Raw genomic sequence first — 16,513 nt, forward strand, 5'->3', positions numbered from 1 at the left:
TGACTTAACTCGATAGCCCATAGCCTAACAAGAAATCGACCCGCTGGGAAAGCCCCAAACACGACGGGCCGGTCAATCTGAAACGAAATCAAAGTGGAAAGTGAAGACAGCATGGGTAAACCGGTTGACATGGTAGAGGTCTGGCGTGGCGATTTGCTTGAGTCTGTGCATCAGGGGCACGCCGTGGTCTGCGATGATTTGGGGCAAATCGTGCAGTGCTGGGGTGATCCGGACAAGCTGATCTTTCCCCGCTCATCGTGCAAGATGGTGCAGGCCCTGCCGCTGGTGGAAAGCGGCATTGCGCTCAGCGATGAACAGTTGGCGCTGGCTTGCGCTTCGCATAGTGGTGCCGCGATCCATATCGACCGCGTCGGCGCGTGGTTGCGTGACCTTGGTTTGACAGATGATGATTTTCGCTGCGGTCCGCAGATGCCCCGCGATCCGGCGATCAAGACGGCCTTGATCAAATCCGATCAAACGCCCTGCCAAATTCACAATAACTGTTCCGGCAAACATGCGGGTTTTTTGCATCTGACCCAGCATATCGGCGCCGGGCCGGATTATGAACTGATCGACCATCCGATTCAGCAATTGTGCAAATCCGCGTTCGAGGAAACCGTGCAGGAAACCAGCCCGCTCTACGGGATCGATGGCTGTTCGGCCCCCAACCATGCCTGCACCCTGCATGGGCTGGCCCGGTCGATGGCGTTCTTCGCGAGTGCACATGACCGCTCTGACGCGCGCAGCACTGCGGCATCGCGGCTTGTGCAGGCGATGGCGGCACACCCTGCGCTGGTCGCGGGCGAAGGACGCGCCTGCACCGAACTGATGCGCGCCATGCAAGGCAAGGTCACAATCAAGACAGGGGCCGAGGGCGTGTTTACCGCCATAATCCCCGAAAAACGATTGGGTGTCGCGGTCAAGGCGGCCGACGGATCAACCCGTGCGGCGGAATGTGTGATTGCGGCGATTCTAGTCAAGTTGGGGGTGCTGGATGCGTTGCATCCGGCAGCTATTGCACGGATGAACCCGCCGATTGCCAATCGGCGTGGCACAGTCACGGGCCACATTAGGCCAGCGGCAGCGTTGCGATGACCCGGTTGCGCCGCGCTTGGTTGAACATTCACCCCCGTACGGGCACATAGACCGGCATCGAGCACACGCCGCAACAAGGAACGCCCCCTCATGACCTTTACCCTTGCCACTTGGAACATCAACTCTGTCAGGCTGCGCGAAGATATCGTGGCCCGCCTGCTGCGTGAAGAGGCGCCTGATGTCTTGTGTTTGCAAGAATGCAAAAGCGTGGTGGACAAAATCCCGACAGAGCAGTTTGCGCAACTGGGTTACTCCCACAAGGTTGCGCGGGGGCAGAAGTCCTATAACGGGGTCGCAATCTTTTCCAAGATTCCGATGGTTGAGGCAGGGGCCGAGGATTTCGCAAGCCTTGGCCATGCCCGCCATATAGCCGCACGGCTGGACAACGGGGTGACGATCCATAACCATTATGTCCCCGCAGGCGGCGATGTGGCTGATCGCACCGTCAACGAAAAGTTTGGTCAGAAACTCGACTACCTGACCGAAATGCGCGACACCTTTTCGAGGGACAAGCCGCAGAAATCCATCCTTGTGGGAGATCTGAACATCGCACCGCGCGAAGACGACGTTTGGGATCACAAGAAACTGCTGAAAGTCGTGAGCCATACCCCGATTGAAGTGGACCATTTCAATGAGGTGATGGAGGCTGGCGCGTGGACCGATGTGACCCGCAAGGATATCCCCGACGGGCGGCTTTACAGTTGGTGGTCCTACCGTGCCAAGGATTGGGACGCCGCCGATAAGGGCCGCCGCCTGGATCACATCTGGGCCACTCCCGACATCAAGAATGCAGCCCATTCAAGTCGCGTTCTGCGGGATGTGCGCGGATGGGACAAGCCAAGCGATCATGCCCCCGTATTTGCCACGTTTGATCTTTAGGGCCCCCGTGCCTGACGCCATAAAAAAGGCCCGATAAATTAAAGGAAGGATACGCCTATGACCCTGCCCACGACGATGAAAGCCATGGTGCAGTTGCACAGCGGTTACGCCGACAGCCACACCGGGCCAAACCTGTCAGACCTTTCCCCTTATCTGGCACTGCGCGACATTGCTTTGCCCGTCCCCGCCGCGGGACAGGCATTGATCAAGGTGCATCTGGCAGCCGTGAACCCGTCGGACATCCATTTCATCAAGGGTGAATATGGTCAGCCGCGCGTGCACGGGATGCCCGCCGGATTTGAAGCCGTGGGCGAGGTCGTGGCAGGTGAAACCCCGCTTTTGGGGCAGCGGGTCAGCTTTTATGCAACCGGGTCCGGCACATGGGCGGAATATGCGATGACCGATCTGCAAGGGCTTGTTCCCTGCCGTCCTGATCTGGCCGAAACCGATGCGGCTGGTCAGGTGGTCAATCCGCTGACCGCGATTGCCATGTTCGATATTGTCAAAGCTGCGGGGGCGGACTCTTTTGTTTTGAACGCGGCAGGCTCGCAATTATGCAAGTTGCTGATCGCGTTGGGGCGCGATCATGGGATCAAGCCGATTGCCGTTGTGCGCCGCGCCGCACAGGCCGACATGTTGCGCGCACTTGGCGCAGCAGAAGTGATTGTCAGCAGCGATGATGATGCGCTGACCCAAGCGCAGGCGGCCTTTGACAGGTACAAGCCGCGTATCCTGCTGGATGCGGTTGGCGATCAGTTCACGGCGGATTTGTTCTTTGCCATGCCAAACCATGCGCGCTGGGTCAACTACGGGAAATTGTCGACTCAGGCCCCAAAGCTGACCAACCTTGGGCAAATGATCTTTCGCAACAAGCAGATCGAAGGGTTCTGGCTGACCCGTTGGCTCAAGCAAACCGACCGCGACCGTGTGACACAGGCCTTCATGGAGATTCAGGAGCGTTTCGTCACAGGCAAGTGGACGACGGATGTGGCAGGGGTCGTGCCTTTGTCGCAGGCGATGGCGGAACTGCCGGGGGTCTTGGCCAAACCTGACGGAAAAGCTTTCATAGATCCGCGCAGCTAGGGCGGGCTTCGCAACAGGTCTACCGATGTGCCTTATTCCTTTGCATTTTATTCAAAGCCTAAAAAATTGTCATTGTTTTGAGGTAACGATTCAATCGAGGATGCCTCCAAGCGCCTGCTGCGGCTTGCACAAACGGCTGAATTGCGCCAAGGCAGCCTGCGCAGGGTGTCAGATTTGTTGAAAATCGCCAACTGCGTTGCTATTTTATGAACAAGCCTTGCGTCGGGGCCATGACGGCGCGCTATAAGGAGGACAATGCACTGTCTCTTATCACCTCGGCCGACGATCCGGCCAACGCAGGGGCGCACGCAGTGAACGCGCCCAAAACCGCAGACAGCGAAAGCCTTTTGGCGGCTGTACTGAAGTCACTAGATGATGACAAAGGCGAGGATATCGTGCAGATCAATCTGCGCGGGAAATCCGAAATGGGCGACTATATGGTGATCGCTTCCGGCCGCTCGACACGTCAGGTGACGGCCATGTCGGAAAAGCTGGCTGACCGTCTGAAGCAGGAATTTGGTATTCTGTCGAAGATCGAAGGCAAAGACACCGGCGATTGGGTGCTGATTGATACGGGCGATATCATTGTCCATATTTTCCGTCCCGAAGTGCGCGAGTTCTACCAGCTTGAAAAGATGTGGCAGCCAGGTACGGCGACAACAGTCTGATGCGGGTCCAGATTTGCGCGGTCGGGCGACTGCGCAAGGGCCCCGAGCGTGACCTCTATGATGATTACCTGACCCGCTTTGACCGGACCGGGCGGGCATTGGCGCTGGGCCCGGCGCAACTGATCGAGGTCGAAGACAAAAAGGGCGGGGGCATGGCGGCAGAGGCCGCATTGTTGGAACGCGCGGTCCCCGATGGTGCCCTGATCTGCACGCTGGACGAACGTGGCAAGCTCATGGCGTCGCCGGACTTTGCGCAGACATTGGGGCGCTGGCGTGATCAGGGTCGGCAGGATGTATCATTTATCATTGGCGGCGCTGATGGCATTGATCCGGCCTTGCGTGCCCGCGCAGATGCATCGTTGAGTTTTGGCAAAATGGTCTGGCCGCACATGCTGGTCCGGGTGATGCTGGCCGAACAGCTTTACCGCGCCGCCTCTATTCTGGCAGGTGGACCTTATCATCGCAGCTGATACGGGCAGTCCGCAGGGTTGTCGCGAGAACAGTAAACGATATGTTCATCTTTTGCTGCAGGTGCGCTAAGCCTTGCACAATTCACAACGAAGGAGTTTGCGATGTCTGCCCGGAAACCTGTTGTCTTGTGCATTCTTGATGGCTGGGGGTTGCGCGATGCCGTGGAAGGCAACGCTCCCAGGCAGGCTGAGACACCCAATTTTGACAAGATCATGCAGGGACCACATGCGCAGCTTGTGACCCACGGGCGTGATGCTGGCCTGCCCGCAGGCCAGATGGGCAATTCCGAAGTAGGCCATACCAATATCGGGGCCGGTCGCATTGTTGCGATGGACCTTGGTCAGATTGAACTGGCGATCGAAGATGGGTCATTTGCCAAGGCGGACCCACTGCAGGCCTTCATCGCAAAAATGCAGGCAAGCGGCGGGCGGGCGCATTTGATGGGCGTTGTGTCCGATGGCGGTGTACACGGTCATGTCGACCATATGATTGCGGCGGCCAACATCATTGCCGATGCAGGGGTGCCCGTGGTCATTCATGCCATCACCGACGGGCGTGACGTGGCACCCTCATCGGCTGCGTCCTTTATGAAAACGCTCGAGGCGGGCCTGCCGGAGAATGCGCGCATTTGCACCGTCATTGGCCGCTATTACGCGATGGACCGTGACAATCGCTGGGACCGCGTGCAAGCCGCCTATGAGGCGATGGTCAATGCCGAGGGGCACAAAGCCGCGACCCCGGCAGAGGCGATCAAGGCGGCTTATGCAGACGGCAAAACAGATGAATTCATCCCCGCAACCGTCATCGGTGATTATGCCGGTGTTGCCAAGGGCGACGGGTTTTTCTGCCTGAACTTCCGCTCTGACCGGGCGCGCGAAATCCTGTCTGCGATTGCTGATCCTGCATTTGACGGTTTTGCGCGTGAACTACCTGATATGACTGCCCTGTTGGGCATGGTCAGCTATTCCGACCGGCATGATGAATTATTCGAAACAGTCTTTCCCAAACGCGACATCCAGAACACGCTGGGTGCCTGGGTGGCAAAACACGGGTTGCGCCAGTTCCGGCTGGCCGAGACCGAGAAATACCCCCATGTGACCTTTTTCCTGAATGGCGGGATCGAGACACCTGAAAATGGCGAAGACCGCTACATGGCCCCGTCGCCCAAGGTTGCAACCTATGACTTGCAGCCGGAAATGTCGGCGGGCGAAGTGACGGAGCATTTCGTCAAGGCGATTGAAGCCGGCTATGACCTGATCGTCACCAACTATGCCAACCCTGATATGGTGGGCCATACCGGTGATCTGGATGCGGCCATCAAAGCCTGCGAAGCCGTCGATCAGGGGTTGGGCAAGGTGCTGACTGCGCTTGATGCCGCTGGCGGAGCGATGATTGTGACCGCCGATCACGGCAACTGCGAAATGATGATCGACCCCGAAACAGGAGGCCCGCATACCGCCCACACGACAAACCCGGTGCCCGTGGCGCTGGTTGGTGGCCCGCAGGGGGCGCAGTTGCGTGACGGGCGGCTTGCCGATCTTGCACCGACTGTTATTGACCTGATGGGGCTGGAATTGCCTGCCGAAATGACCGGGCGCAGTCTGATCAAATGAGGCTGGCCACGTTGCTTTTCTGTCTGGCCTTGCCCGCAGGGGCGCAAAGCCCCGAGGTGATCGCACAGGATGCGATGGCGCAACTTGATCAGGCGCAGGCCAGTCTGGTCGCAGCGCAAAGTAAGGGCGAAAGGGTCAAGGCCCTGACCGACACCGTGCGCGCCTATGAGTCGGGGATCATCGCCCTCAACGAAGGGTTGCGACAGGTGGCTGCGGAACAGACAGAGCTTGAGACAGCGTTAGAAGCCGAAACGGCAGAGCTGTCGGCTCTCATTGCTGCGCTACAGTCAATCGGACGCACGCCCATTCCTGTGCTGCAAGCCCATCCTGACGGGGCACTTGCGGCGGCGCGCGCGGGCGGCGTCTTGGCAGACCTGACCCCGGCGGTAAGGCGGCGTGCTGCGACGCTCCGGCAAAGACTGGACCGGTTGGCCGGAGTGCGGTCCTTGCGCGCAGAGGCTTTGCAGACATTGCGGGACGGCCTTGCGGGTGCACAGGACGCGCGCAGCGCATTGGGGCAAGCGATTTCGGACCGCACAGAGGTGCCTCAAAGGTTTTCAGAAGACCCGGTGCAGACAACGCTGCTTTTGGCCACTTCGCAGACGTTGGATGCATTTGCCAACGGCCTGTTGGGGGCCGTCCCCGCATCAGACATCACACTGTCGGCGGATGGAAACCTTGCGTTGCCGGTCGCAGGAAAAGTGCTGGCCGATGATGGCACGGGCAGGCCGGGCGTGCGCATTGCGACACAGCCAAGGGCGCTGGTCACGACACCGGTCCAGGTGACAGTCTTGTTTGAGGGAGAGCTTCTTGACTATAGTCATGTCGCCATCCTTGAGCCGAGCGCCGGGATATTGTTTGTCATTGCGGGAATGGAAACAAGTTTCGCGACGGTTGGCGAAATCCTTCCGCAAGGTGCACCTGTTGGATTGATGGGTGGGCAGCAACAGCAAAGTGACGCAGAATTGAGTCAAAATTCGCAACTTGACGGTACCGCAACCCGGCAAACGCTTTATCTTGAAGTCAGAGACGGGCAAGCTCCGGTTAATCCCGCTGCATGGTTTGCGTTGGAAGTAGAGTAGGATAACGACGATATGAGAAAGTTGATCATTGCCGCCGTAGGCGGTGCCGCATTGGGCCTTTTTGCCACGAGCCAACTTGCCGGTCCATTGCTGGCGCAAGAATCAAAGAACAACGCAAGCGTCTACGAGCAGCTTGATCTTTTCGGTGACATCTTCGAGCGGATCAGAAGCGGCTATGTCGAGGAAGTCAACGATAAGGAATTGATAGAAGCGGCCATCAACGGGATGCTGACGTCGCTTGATCCGCACTCCAGCTATCTGTCTGCCGATGATGCAGCCAAGATGCGGGTGCAGACATCTGGCGAATTTGGCGGACTTGGCATCGAAGTCACTCAGGAAGAAGGCTGGGTCAAGGTCGTCTCACCGATGGATGGCACCCCTGCCGATGCTGCGGGCGTGCTGGCAGGTGACTTCATCACTGGCGTGGACGGCGAAAGTGTGTTGGGTCTGACCCTAGACGATGCGGTCAACATGATGCGCGGCCCTGTCGGTTCGGAAATCATCATCACCGTAGTGCGAGAGGGCGAGCCGGAGCCATTCGAGATTTCGATCATTCGCGATACAATCAAGCTGACTGCGGTGCGCAGTCGGACCGAAGGAAATGCCGTTGTTCTGCGTGTCACAACCTTCAACGACCAGACCTATCCGAACTTGCGTGAGGGTATCCAAGCCCAGGTTGAAGAGGCGGGCGGCATCGAGAATGTCGATGGTATTGTGCTTGATTTGCGCAACAATCCGGGTGGTTTGCTGAATCAGGCGATCTACGTGTCTGATGCGTTCCTTGACGCAGGTGAAATCGTGTCAACGCGCGGCCGTGACCCGGCGGATGGCGAACGGTTCAATGCCGAACCCGGCGATCTGGCCCAGGGTAAACCGATCGTCGTTTTGATCAATGGTGGCTCGGCTTCGGCGTCCGAAATCGTGGCTGGCGCGTTGCAGGATCATCGCCGCGCCATCGTGGTCGGCACGAAGTCCTTTGGTAAGGGGTCGGTCCAAACAGTCGTACCGCTGCGCGGCGACGGGGCCATGCGTTTGACAACCGCGCGTTACTACACGCCGTCCGGGCGCTCGATTCAGGCCTTGGGTATTTCGCCCGACATCATTGTCGAGCAGCCACGCCCGCGCCCTGCATCCGAAGAAGGGGAAGAGGATCAGCCAACCTTGCGGTCCGAAGCGGATTTGCGTGGCTCACTGGATAACGACAGCCTGACAGAAGATCAAATTCGCCAGATAGAAGAGGATCGCGCGCGTGCAGAAGCCGCAGCGCAGTTGCGCGAAGATGACTACCAGTTGGCCTATGCCATCGACATCCTCAAGGGGCTCAACGCTCTTGGACCGATAAGCCGCTAGTTTAGACTGGCAGCAGTTTCGGCAAGCAAGATTCAAGGTTGCAACTTATAGTTGCGACCTTGCCTGTTTGGCGCTAAATGACATCGTGTCAAAATCAGTCGGAACGGTAATCCTATGACCCAGAAATTATCGGGCCTGAAAGTCCTTATCGTAGAGGACAATTTTTTGCTGTTGGATGTCTTCAAGAATATCTTCGAGGAAGCTCGCGCCAAGGTGACGACAGCGCAATCTTTGCAAGCGGGGCTGAAGCTGGTGAACGAAAGCTTTCATGCCGCCTTGCTCGACGTCTGCCTGCCAGATGGCGAGGTCTACCCTATTGCAGATCGTTTTGCGGGGACCGGGACAAAGATTGTCTTTCTGTCGGGCTTCGGTGACGTTAATCTGGCTGTCGATCGCTATCCCAACGCAGTGGCCCTGACCAAGCCCGTGACCGCAGATGATCTGGTTGCTGCAATTTTTTCCTAACTGCGGCCGCGGACCTGACCCCTAAGCTTTGGCCCGCTCACCAGTAGGGTCATAGAAGGGTTTAAGCTGCGCCACCGCCTTGATGCGCGTCCCCATCACATCGATTTCGTAGTTGCTGGCCAGCATGTCCGCAGCTGTTTCCCCCGGCTGCGCGCAAGGCACATAGCCCATGCCAATGGCCGACCCGACGTAGTGGCCATAGCCGCCTGATGTCAGATGGCCCACGACCTTGCCGTCGCGCAGGACGGGTTCGTTGTGAAAAAGCAGCGGCTCTGCATCGGTCAGTTGGAATTGCACCAGACGCCGCGCCAACCCGGCGTCGCGTTTGCGCAGAACAGCGTCGCGGCCGATAAAGGCAGGCTTGTCCGTCTTGACCGCGAAACCAAGCCCGGCTTCCAGCACATGGTCTTCGCAGGTGATGTCATGCCCGAAATGGCGAAAGCCCTTTTCCATCCGGCAGGTGTCCATCATATGCATACCGCAAAATGTCAGCCCGAAATCTGCCCCTGACTTTGCGACGGTTTCAAAGACATGGGCGCACATATCGGTGCTCACGTAAATTTCCCAGCCAAGTTCGCCGACGTAAGTGACGCGGTGCGCGCGGGCGAGCGCCATGCCGATTTCAATCTCTTGCGCGGTCCCGAAGGGATTGGCCGTGTTGCTGAAATCGTTGGGCGACACAGCCTGCAACAGGTCACGTGCGCGCGGTCCCATGATGGCCAGCACGCCTTCGCCCGTCGTCACATCTGTGATGACCACGTTGAATGCGCCTTTGTTGCGCTGCATCCACGTGAAATCCGCAACCCGCGTGGCCGCTGGTCCGACCACAAGATAGAGATCCTCTGCAAGCCGGGTGACGGTTACATCAGCCTCGATCCCTGCGGATACGTTCAGAAACTGGGTATAGACGATCTTGCCCACCGGCACGTCATATTGGCCGCCGCCGATATGGTTCATGAATGCCGTCGCATCAGGTCCTTCGACACGGAATTTGCCGAAGGACGACATATCATACACGCCGACATTCTGGCGGATGGCCAGATGCTCGTCGCGGACGTTGTCAAAGAAGTTCTGGCGCGACCAACTGTATTGATATTCCGGTTTTTGCCCCTCGCGGGCGAACCAGTTGGCGCGTTCCCAGCCCGCCAACTCACCCATCACAGCATCCCGTTCCAGCAGTTGCGCGTGAAACGGAGTGCGCCGGATGCCGCGCGCTGTGGCCTTTTGGCGGAAAGGGAAGTGGTCTGCATAAAGCAGGCCAAGCGTTTCCTTGGACCGTTCAAAAAGGTAGGTCTTGTTGCCCTGAAACGGCTGCATCCGTGAGATATCCACATCGCCCAGATCAAACGGTTTTTCGCCCGTGTCCATCCATTGCGACAGGGCCATGCCAGCGCCGCCTGCCGACTGGATCCCGATCGAATTGAAACCGGCAGCGACCCATACGTTATCCATCTCGGGTGCCTGTCCCAAATGATAGGCGTCATCGGGTGTGAAGGATTCCGGGCCGTTAAAGAAGGTGTGGATGCCTGCTTCGGCCAGCATCGGCATCCGGTTGATCGCCTGCTCCAGTATCGGCTCAAAGTGGTCGAAGTCTTCTGGAAGCTGGTCAAACTCGAAATCGGCGGGAATGCCGTCCATTGCCCATGGTTTGGCGTTTGGTTCAAAAGCACCCAGTAGCATTTTGCCTGCGTCTTCCTTGTAGTAGGCGCACTCGTCGGGCACCCGGAGAACAGGCATTTGGGTCAGATCGGGGATCGCCTCGGTGACGATATAGAAATGTTCGCAGGCATGAAGCGGTACGTTGGTGCCCAGCATCCGTCCCACCTGATGCCCCCACATGCCGCCACAGTTGACGACCATATCACAGGTTGTGTGCCCTCGTTCGCCGCCTTGTTCCCAATCAACACCGGTGATGCGGCGACCATCGCGGCTGACGCCTGTGACCAAGGTGTGTTCGATGACTTGCGCGCCGTTCTGTCGGGCCCCTTTGGCCAGCGCCAAGGCGATGTTGGCCGGATCGCCCTGACCATCAAGTGGCAGATAGACACCGGCGGTGACACCCTCGATATTCAAATGCGCATAGCAGTTCTTGACTTCGGATGGTGAAATCTCCTCGACCTCTACGCCAAAGGCGCGGGCCATGCCGGCTTGGCGGTAAATCTCTTCCTTGCGGGCGTCGGACAGGGCCACGGTGATGGAACCGCAGCGTTTGAAGCCGGTGGCAACGCCTGTTTCGGCCTCAAGGTTGCCATAGAGTTCCTGACTGTATTTCGCCAGCTTGGTCATGTTCGCGGTTGCGCGCAATTGCGCGATCAACCCCGCCGCGTGCCATGTCGTGCCGGAGGTCAGCTGCTTGCGTTCCAGCAGCAAAACATCTTTCCAGCCCAGTTTGGCAAGGTGGTAGGCGACAGAACAGCCGATGACGCCGCCACCGATAATGACGACGCGTGCGGATGAGGGGGGCAGAGCCATGATGAAAACCTGTTTCTAGACGATTGTGTGGCCAGCGGCACGAATGGCCTCTGCTAGGGTCGCGATATGCCCGGGGCCGACCTCGCAACAGCCGCCAACGATTGTGGCCCCTTGCGCGATCCAGTCCATCGCATAAGCGGCGTAGGCTTCGGGGCCAAGGTCACGGCGCGGGCTGAGCGCATCGACCGTTGGCTTGTCCTTGAGAAAATCCGACGTGATCTGCTGAAACCCGTTCGCATAACCGCCAAAGGGCAGCGGGCCTGACGCCAGAACAGCCATCGCGGCGCCGATCGCCTCGGGGGCAGAGCAGTTCGCCAGAATGGCATCGGCCCCGTCGATTTGGGTCAGCACATCGGCCACAGGCTCGCCGGAGCGCAGCTTGGTCCCGTCACGGTCATCCACGGTCATCGCCAGCCAGACCGGTTTGCCAACTGTCAGCGCGGCCTCAAGCACGGCGCGCGCGTGGGCCACTGATGCAACCGTTTCTGCGATGATCAAATCAACGGAGGGTGACAGGATCAGCGCCACTTCAGCATATTTCGCTACCGCCAGATCATGCGCGGGGTGCAAGTCAGGGCGGTAGGATGCGCCCAAAGGTCCGATGGCGCCTGCAATCCTGCCGGGGCCTGCGACCTCTTTCAAAGCCATTGTGTGCAGGGTCTCGAATTGCCCTTCCAGCGGGGTCCCTGCCAGCCGGTCACGGTGAATGGCGTAGGTATTGGCTGTATGCACGGTCGCCCCCGCCGCGCGGTAGTCCGCATGGACCTGCGCGACCAGACCCGGATGGTCGCGCATGATTTGCGTAGACCACAGCGGGGTCGGTGCATCGCCCGCGCGATGCACCAGTTCCTGTCCCATTCCGCCGTCAAGAAGAGTAATGTCCGTCACGCTTTGATCCTTGTGTTTTCAGGATCCCAAAGCGGTTGGTCCTCCTGAATCGTGGCTGTGTATTTTTCGCCATAAATCTCAATCTCCACTTTGGCGCCAGAGACATTCGCGTCGGACCGGATCATGCCCAGAGCGATGGATTTATTGACCCGGTAGCCCCAATCGGCTGACGTCGTTTCACCAACGACATCTCCGTTCACCCAGATCGGCGACATGTAAGGTGCATCGGCAGCGCCGGGGCTATCCAGCGTCATGGTGGCAAAGCCTTTCTTGCGGCCTTGCTGCTTTTCAGCCATCAGGGCCTGCTTGCCGGGGAAGTCGCTGGCCTTGTCGAAACGGATGAAACGCTCCAGTCCGCCTTCCAGCAATGTGTAGTCGGTGGACAGATCGCCTTTCCACGCGCGGTAGCCCTTTTCGATGCGCAGCGCGTTCAGGGCAAACATGCCAAAAGGCACGGCACCCGCGCCCAAAACGGCATTATAGAGTGCGGGTAAGTTGGCGTTGGCCGCGTGAATTTCCCAGCCCAGTTCACCGGCAAAGCTTACCCGCGCCAGGGCGCAATCAATCCCCGCCACCTTGGCAGGTTGGTGTGACAGCCATGGCAAGCTCAGGTCCGCATCTGTCCCCAGTGCTGTGAACAAGTCGCGCGATTTCGGGCCGGTCACTATGAGGGTTGAATAGTCCGTTGTGTGATCTGTCAGGGAAATCCCGTCGGGCAGATTGCGCGCCAGAACCTCGTAGTCATGCCATTGCGCGGTGGCGGCGGTGATCAGGGTGAAATGGTCATCGCTATGTCGCATCACCGACATTTCGGTCAGGATACGCCCACGACTGTCGGGGAAATAGGCAAGGTTCATGCGCCCGACCGATGGCAGTGCGCCTGCGATCAGACCGTCCAGATATGCGGCAACACCGTCGCCCGACAGGTTGAACCGTGAAAACCCGGGCAGATCAAGAACGCCGACCCCGTCGCGCACGGCCTCGCATTCCTCTTTGACACGGATCGCCCATGGGCCGTCACGTTCCCATGTTTCGGTCGCGGCAAGCGATGTATCGTCGCCCTCTTTGGCGAACCAATTCGCCCGCTCCCATCCGTTGAAGGCCCCCATCTGGCCGCCCAATGCCCGCACTTTGGCATCATTGGGTGACAGTTTCTTGTCGCGCCCGGCGGGCCACATCTTGTGGGGGAAATGCATCCCATATTCATGGCCATAGGTTTCCAGCGCCTTGGCCAGACAATAGTCGGCGTCGGTGTAGTCGGTATAACGGCGCGGATCGACCGACCACATGTCGCGCTCTGTCTCGCCATGGATCAGCCATTCAGCCATGACCTTGCCCGCGCCGCCGCCCTGGACGATGCCAAAGGTAAAGGAATGAGCATCAAACGCATTGCGCACACCGGGCATGGGCCCGAGCATCGGCAGACCATCGGGCGCATAGGGAATCGGGCCATTGATGTTGCGGCCAACGCCCGCCGTTCCAAGCAGCGGCACACGGGCCATCGCGTCCTCGATATACCATTCAAGCCGCTCCAGATCGTCAGGGTAAAGCTGAAAGCTGAAATCGTCGGGCATCGGGTCATTCGCAGTAGTCCAATGTGCCTTGCAGTTCCGCTCGTAAGGGCCAAGGTTCAGACCATTCTTGTCCTGCCGCAGATAGTAAGAACTATCGACATCGCGGATCAGCGGCGTCTTTTTGCCCTGTTCTTCGGACCATGCTTTAAGTTCGGGGATTTCTTCGGTCAGGAAATATTGATGTGACATCACGGCCAGTGGCACGTCGCGAGCGCCGAAGGGTTTGAACCATTCACCGACGCGGGCGGCATAGTAACCGGCGGCATTCACCACCTTTTCGCAGCGGATGTCACCTTTGTCGGTTTTGACGGTCCAGCCATCGCTTGTCTGTTCAACACCGGTGGCCGGACAAAACCGTTCAACCCTTGCGCCCAGATCGCGCGCGCCCTTTGCCATGGCCTGCGTCAGTTGTGCGGGGTCGATATCACCATCCAGCGGGTCCCAAAGCACGCCTGACAGATCATGCGTTTCCAGAAACGGGTGCAGCTTTTTCGCCTCTGCCATGTCGATCATTTCAATCGGCAGTCCCATCGCTTTGGCTTGCCCCGCGACACGCGCGAATTCCTGCGCGCGTTCCTTGCTATGACCAAGCCGGATAGAGCCGGTAACGTGGTAGTTCATCGGATAATCTACGTCCTCGGCCAGACTGCGGTACATATCTAGCGAATAGCGCTGCATGTTCATCACAGCCCAGTTGGGGGCGAAGTTCGGACAATTGCCAGCCGCGTGCCATGTGGACCCCGCAGTCAGTTCGTTCTTTTCCAGCAGAACACAATCGGTCCAGCCTTCCTTGGCCAGATGATAAAGGATCGATACGCCGACAACCCCGCCACCGATGATGACGACACGCGCCGAAGTTGGAAAGTCAGACATGGTTCCCCCTTAATATTGTGCAATATGCGGCGCATCGTCCGCGATTTCGTAATATGTGCCCTTGTGCGCGCAAAAGATGTGCTTGCCCGGTTTCAGATCATTGGGCGTGTCGAAGCAACCGGCAGCGATGCCGATGCCATCCTCATCATTCATCCTGTAGAACAGGCTGGACCCGCAGGTCCCACAAAACCCCCGCTTGGCCCAGTCAGAAGAGACGTACCAGCGCAGGCCCTCGTCTTGGGTAAAGGTAAGCTGGTCAAAGGCCGCGTGGGTTGACGCCCACAGGTGCCCGCTGGTGCGGCGGCACTGGCTACAATGGCAGAAAGTCACCGTTTCGCGCAGACCTGTCACCTCAAAAGCCACCTCGCCGCATTCACATCGTCCGGTTGCCATTGCGTCCTCCTTCAATAGACAGGGGGTGAGATGATCCAGATCATCTCGCAGGGGTCATCGTAAGGGTTGGCCCAGCGGAAACACTCTCCGCGCAATCGAAAGCTGTCACCGGGGCCAAGGTGAAACTGCTTCTCTTCGACCCAGAGTGTTATGCGGCCTGTGACCAGATAGCCGATTTCCGTCGTGTCCCGCTGGGTGGGGCCGGGTGATGTTGCGCCCGGCGCAAAGGCTGAATGCACAACCTCAAAATCATCGGTCAAGTCGGGGGACAGCAGCGACTCGACAAGTCCGGGCATGCGCGACCCGATCGGGCGGCGGGCGTCTCGTCGCACAATGACCCCGTCTTCGCTTTGCGCAGCCCCGGTGTGGGCAAGGCTTGAGACCGAGACATCCAAGAGCGCCGCCAGTGCCTGTTGGTCCGCAAATGTGGGCACGGAAATGTCGCGCTCCACCTGACTGATCCACCCGACAGAACGGCCCATTTTTGCGGCAAGGTCAGAAAGCGTCAGCCCACGGGCCTTGCGCAGCGCGCGCAAGTCAGCGCCAAGCGTATTGCTTTGGATAGGCTGTAACTTTGACATGAGAGTGCCGTGAAAAAAGTGTCAATAATTTCACGCTACAGGAATTTTTGGATATGGGAAGAAGTTTTTTCGGGAAAAACACTGAAAATGACGGCAGACCGCGAGGAGCGGTCTTGCGGAAAAAAGGGACGCAGCAAGAGGCGCGCTCTCGCTAACTCATCTCAAGAACTGGATTGCTCCCGTCCCAAGTACCCTTGCTTGCCAAGATGCGGGCTCTGCTGAACGAACTGTGGTCGAAATGCCCGACCTCCCGCTGATAGTCCATTTGCGCGCGGTGATGCCCGGGCTTATACGCAGCAGCCATCATGGCTGCGTCGGTCCGCCAAAGTGACACAGTCATTCCGTCGTGCCCGTCGACGCCAGCGCCGCTGAATACCGCTCTGCGGATATTGTCGGTCAATGTTGCGTAAAAATCTTGTACGCGGTCGACCTCGCGGATAAAATTGCTGATCCGAGGCAGGTCATCTGGCCCCGGATTCTCGTATCCGGCAGAAGTAATGACGATCAGCGGACCGCCAGGGTCAGACGGGCAGGTTTTGAAGGTCTCATTTTCCATCAGGGAACCACGCCAGTCCACCTTGCCTCGGTGCGAGTAGGGCACAACCAAGGCATGAAACGCCTCCAAAGTGTCATCTAGAAATGGCAGATGTTCATCTGGATTTTCAAAGACTTCTTCAGCCAAATCGCGGGAGGGATAGATTCCGAAGCCTCCCCATTCTTCGGAAACATTCGTCCGCATTCCGTTCGGACCTTGAGGCGATGCGGGGTAAAACCTCCATGCTTCAGCCTTTTTCGGACCAGGCAAGGGATTGTTGGTCCCGTCAATCGGGGCGCGCAGGCGAACGCGATGAAAAACAATCCAATCGTGACGCGTACTTTCCATGTTTCTGTTCCCTAAAAACCCAACCTGTTGGCTAGCCTAGCACGAGATACGCTAGTGCCCATAGAGATGATTGAAGTTTGCGCGAACGTCTGGATCGGACTCAAAACAGCCATTTATTCATAGCGCAACTTGGCGCGGAAACA

The 16,513-nt window shown here is 58.3% G+C and carries 15 protein-coding genes; 9 read left to right on the forward strand and 6 right to left on the reverse strand.

Going from position 1 to position 16,513, the window contains the following annotated elements:
• The first annotated feature begins 111 nt into the window (after positions 1 to 111).
• From C8N45_RS00240 to C8N45_RS00280, 9 genes are all read left to right on the forward strand, one after another.
• The gene (locus C8N45_RS00240; RefSeq protein ID WP_108384167.1) at positions 112 to 1,095 is read left to right on the forward strand and encodes an asparaginase; all 984 of its coding nucleotides are present in this window, start codon (positions 112 to 114) and stop codon (positions 1,093 to 1,095) included.
• A 90-nt stretch (positions 1,096 to 1,185) separates the two neighbouring features.
• A complete protein-coding gene (gene xth, locus C8N45_RS00245; RefSeq protein ID WP_108384169.1) occupies positions 1,186 to 1,974 on the forward strand; it encodes an exodeoxyribonuclease III in 789 nt (262 codons plus the stop codon).
• Between the two features lie 57 nt (positions 1,975 to 2,031).
• Positions 2,032 to 3,057 carry a zinc-binding dehydrogenase gene (locus C8N45_RS00250; protein ID WP_108384170.1) on the forward strand — a complete coding sequence of 342 codons (1,026 nt, stop codon included), beginning with the start codon at positions 2,032 to 2,034 and terminating at the stop codon, positions 3,055 to 3,057.
• A gap of 206 nt (positions 3,058 to 3,263) precedes the next feature.
• On the forward strand, positions 3,264 to 3,725 hold the full coding sequence (gene rsfS, locus C8N45_RS00255) for a ribosome silencing factor (protein WP_168769367.1): 462 nt from the start codon (positions 3,264 to 3,266) through the stop codon (positions 3,723 to 3,725).
• The gene (gene rlmH / locus C8N45_RS00260) at positions 3,725 to 4,195 is read left to right on the forward strand and encodes a 23S rRNA (pseudouridine(1915)-N(3))-methyltransferase RlmH (protein WP_108384172.1); all 471 of its coding nucleotides are present in this window, start codon (positions 3,725 to 3,727) and stop codon (positions 4,193 to 4,195) included. Before rsfS ends, rlmH begins: the two co-directional genes overlap by 1 nt.
• A gap of 102 nt (positions 4,196 to 4,297) precedes the next feature.
• On the forward strand, positions 4,298 to 5,809 hold the full coding sequence (gene gpmI / locus C8N45_RS00265; RefSeq protein WP_108384173.1) for a 2,3-bisphosphoglycerate-independent phosphoglycerate mutase: 1,512 nt from the start codon (positions 4,298 to 4,300) through the stop codon (positions 5,807 to 5,809).
• The gene (locus C8N45_RS00270; protein ID WP_108384175.1) at positions 5,806 to 6,891 is read left to right on the forward strand and encodes a murein hydrolase activator EnvC family protein; all 1,086 of its coding nucleotides are present in this window, start codon (positions 5,806 to 5,808) and stop codon (positions 6,889 to 6,891) included. Before gpmI ends, C8N45_RS00270 begins: the two co-directional genes overlap by 4 nt.
• Positions 6,892 to 6,903: 12 nt before the next feature.
• The gene (locus C8N45_RS00275; protein ID WP_108384177.1) at positions 6,904 to 8,241 is read left to right on the forward strand and encodes a S41 family peptidase; all 1,338 of its coding nucleotides are present in this window, start codon (positions 6,904 to 6,906) and stop codon (positions 8,239 to 8,241) included.
• A 114-nt stretch (positions 8,242 to 8,355) separates the two neighbouring features.
• The gene (locus tag C8N45_RS00280; RefSeq protein ID WP_108384179.1) at positions 8,356 to 8,706 is read left to right on the forward strand and encodes a response regulator; all 351 of its coding nucleotides are present in this window, start codon (positions 8,356 to 8,358) and stop codon (positions 8,704 to 8,706) included.
• A gap of 21 nt (positions 8,707 to 8,727) precedes the next feature.
• Here the strand turns inward: C8N45_RS00280 and C8N45_RS00285 are convergent, their stop codons facing one another.
• From C8N45_RS00285 to C8N45_RS00310, 6 genes are all read right to left on the reverse strand, one after another.
• Positions 8,728 to 11,178 (reverse strand): GcvT family protein, encoded by a 2,451-nt coding sequence (locus C8N45_RS00285; RefSeq protein ID WP_108384181.1) that lies wholly within the window; start codon positions 11,176 to 11,178, stop codon positions 8,728 to 8,730.
• A 15-nt stretch (positions 11,179 to 11,193) separates the two neighbouring features.
• The gene (locus C8N45_RS00290) at positions 11,194 to 12,066 is read right to left on the reverse strand and encodes a homocysteine S-methyltransferase family protein (protein WP_108384183.1); all 873 of its coding nucleotides are present in this window, start codon (positions 12,064 to 12,066) and stop codon (positions 11,194 to 11,196) included.
• Positions 12,063 to 14,513, reverse strand: a complete 2,451-nt coding sequence (locus C8N45_RS00295) for a GcvT family protein (protein WP_108384185.1) — start codon at positions 14,511 to 14,513, stop codon at positions 12,063 to 12,065. The genes C8N45_RS00290 and C8N45_RS00295 overlap by 4 nt, the downstream gene beginning before the upstream one ends.
• A gap of 9 nt (positions 14,514 to 14,522) precedes the next feature.
• Positions 14,523 to 14,906, reverse strand: a complete 384-nt coding sequence (locus C8N45_RS00300) for a GFA family protein (RefSeq protein WP_108384186.1) — start codon at positions 14,904 to 14,906, stop codon at positions 14,523 to 14,525.
• 11 nt (positions 14,907 to 14,917) lie between these two features.
• Entirely contained in the window at positions 14,918 to 15,487 is a 570-nt protein-coding gene (locus C8N45_RS00305; RefSeq protein WP_108384188.1) for a helix-turn-helix domain-containing protein, read from the reverse strand.
• 151 nt (positions 15,488 to 15,638) lie between these two features.
• Positions 15,639 to 16,370 carry a hypothetical protein gene (locus C8N45_RS00310; RefSeq protein WP_108384189.1) on the reverse strand — a complete coding sequence of 244 codons (732 nt, stop codon included), beginning with the start codon at positions 16,368 to 16,370 and terminating at the stop codon, positions 15,639 to 15,641.
• Positions 16,371 to 16,513 lie beyond the last annotated feature (143 nt).

The sequence above is a fragment of the Yoonia sediminilitoris genome, assembly GCF_003058085.1.
GTDB classification, from domain to species: Bacteria; Pseudomonadota; Alphaproteobacteria; order Rhodobacterales; family Rhodobacteraceae; genus Yoonia; species Yoonia sediminilitoris.

Coding starts and splice junctions, on each gene's coding strand:
- C8N45_RS00240 (WP_108384167.1), top strand. CDS start 112: ATGGGTAAACCGGTTGACATGGTAGAGGTCTGGCGTGGCGATTTGCTT.
- xth (WP_108384169.1), top strand. CDS start 1,186: ATGACCTTTACCCTTGCCACTTGGAACATCAACTCTGTCAGGCTGCGC.
- C8N45_RS00250 (WP_108384170.1), top strand. CDS start 2,032: ATGACCCTGCCCACGACGATGAAAGCCATGGTGCAGTTGCACAGCGGT.
- rsfS (WP_168769367.1), top strand. CDS start 3,264: ATGAACAAGCCTTGCGTCGGGGCCATGACGGCGCGCTATAAGGAGGAC.
- rlmH (WP_108384172.1), top strand. CDS start 3,725: ATGCGGGTCCAGATTTGCGCGGTCGGGCGACTGCGCAAGGGCCCCGAG.
- gpmI (WP_108384173.1), top strand. CDS start 4,298: ATGTCTGCCCGGAAACCTGTTGTCTTGTGCATTCTTGATGGCTGGGGG.
- C8N45_RS00270 (WP_108384175.1), top strand. CDS start 5,806: ATGAGGCTGGCCACGTTGCTTTTCTGTCTGGCCTTGCCCGCAGGGGCG.
- C8N45_RS00275 (WP_108384177.1), top strand. CDS start 6,904: ATGAGAAAGTTGATCATTGCCGCCGTAGGCGGTGCCGCATTGGGCCTT.
- C8N45_RS00280 (WP_108384179.1), top strand. CDS start 8,356: ATGACCCAGAAATTATCGGGCCTGAAAGTCCTTATCGTAGAGGACAAT.
- C8N45_RS00285 (WP_108384181.1), bottom strand. CDS start 11,178: ATGGCTCTGCCCCCCTCATCCGCACGCGTCGTCATTATCGGTGGCGGC.
- C8N45_RS00295 (WP_108384185.1), bottom strand. CDS start 14,513: ATGTCTGACTTTCCAACTTCGGCGCGTGTCGTCATCATCGGTGGCGGG.
- C8N45_RS00300 (WP_108384186.1), bottom strand. CDS start 14,906: ATGGCAACCGGACGATGTGAATGCGGCGAGGTGGCTTTTGAGGTGACA.
- C8N45_RS00305 (WP_108384188.1), bottom strand. CDS start 15,487: ATGTCAAAGTTACAGCCTATCCAAAGCAATACGCTTGGCGCTGACTTG.
- C8N45_RS00310 (WP_108384189.1), bottom strand. CDS start 16,370: ATGGAAAGTACGCGTCACGATTGGATTGTTTTTCATCGCGTTCGCCTG.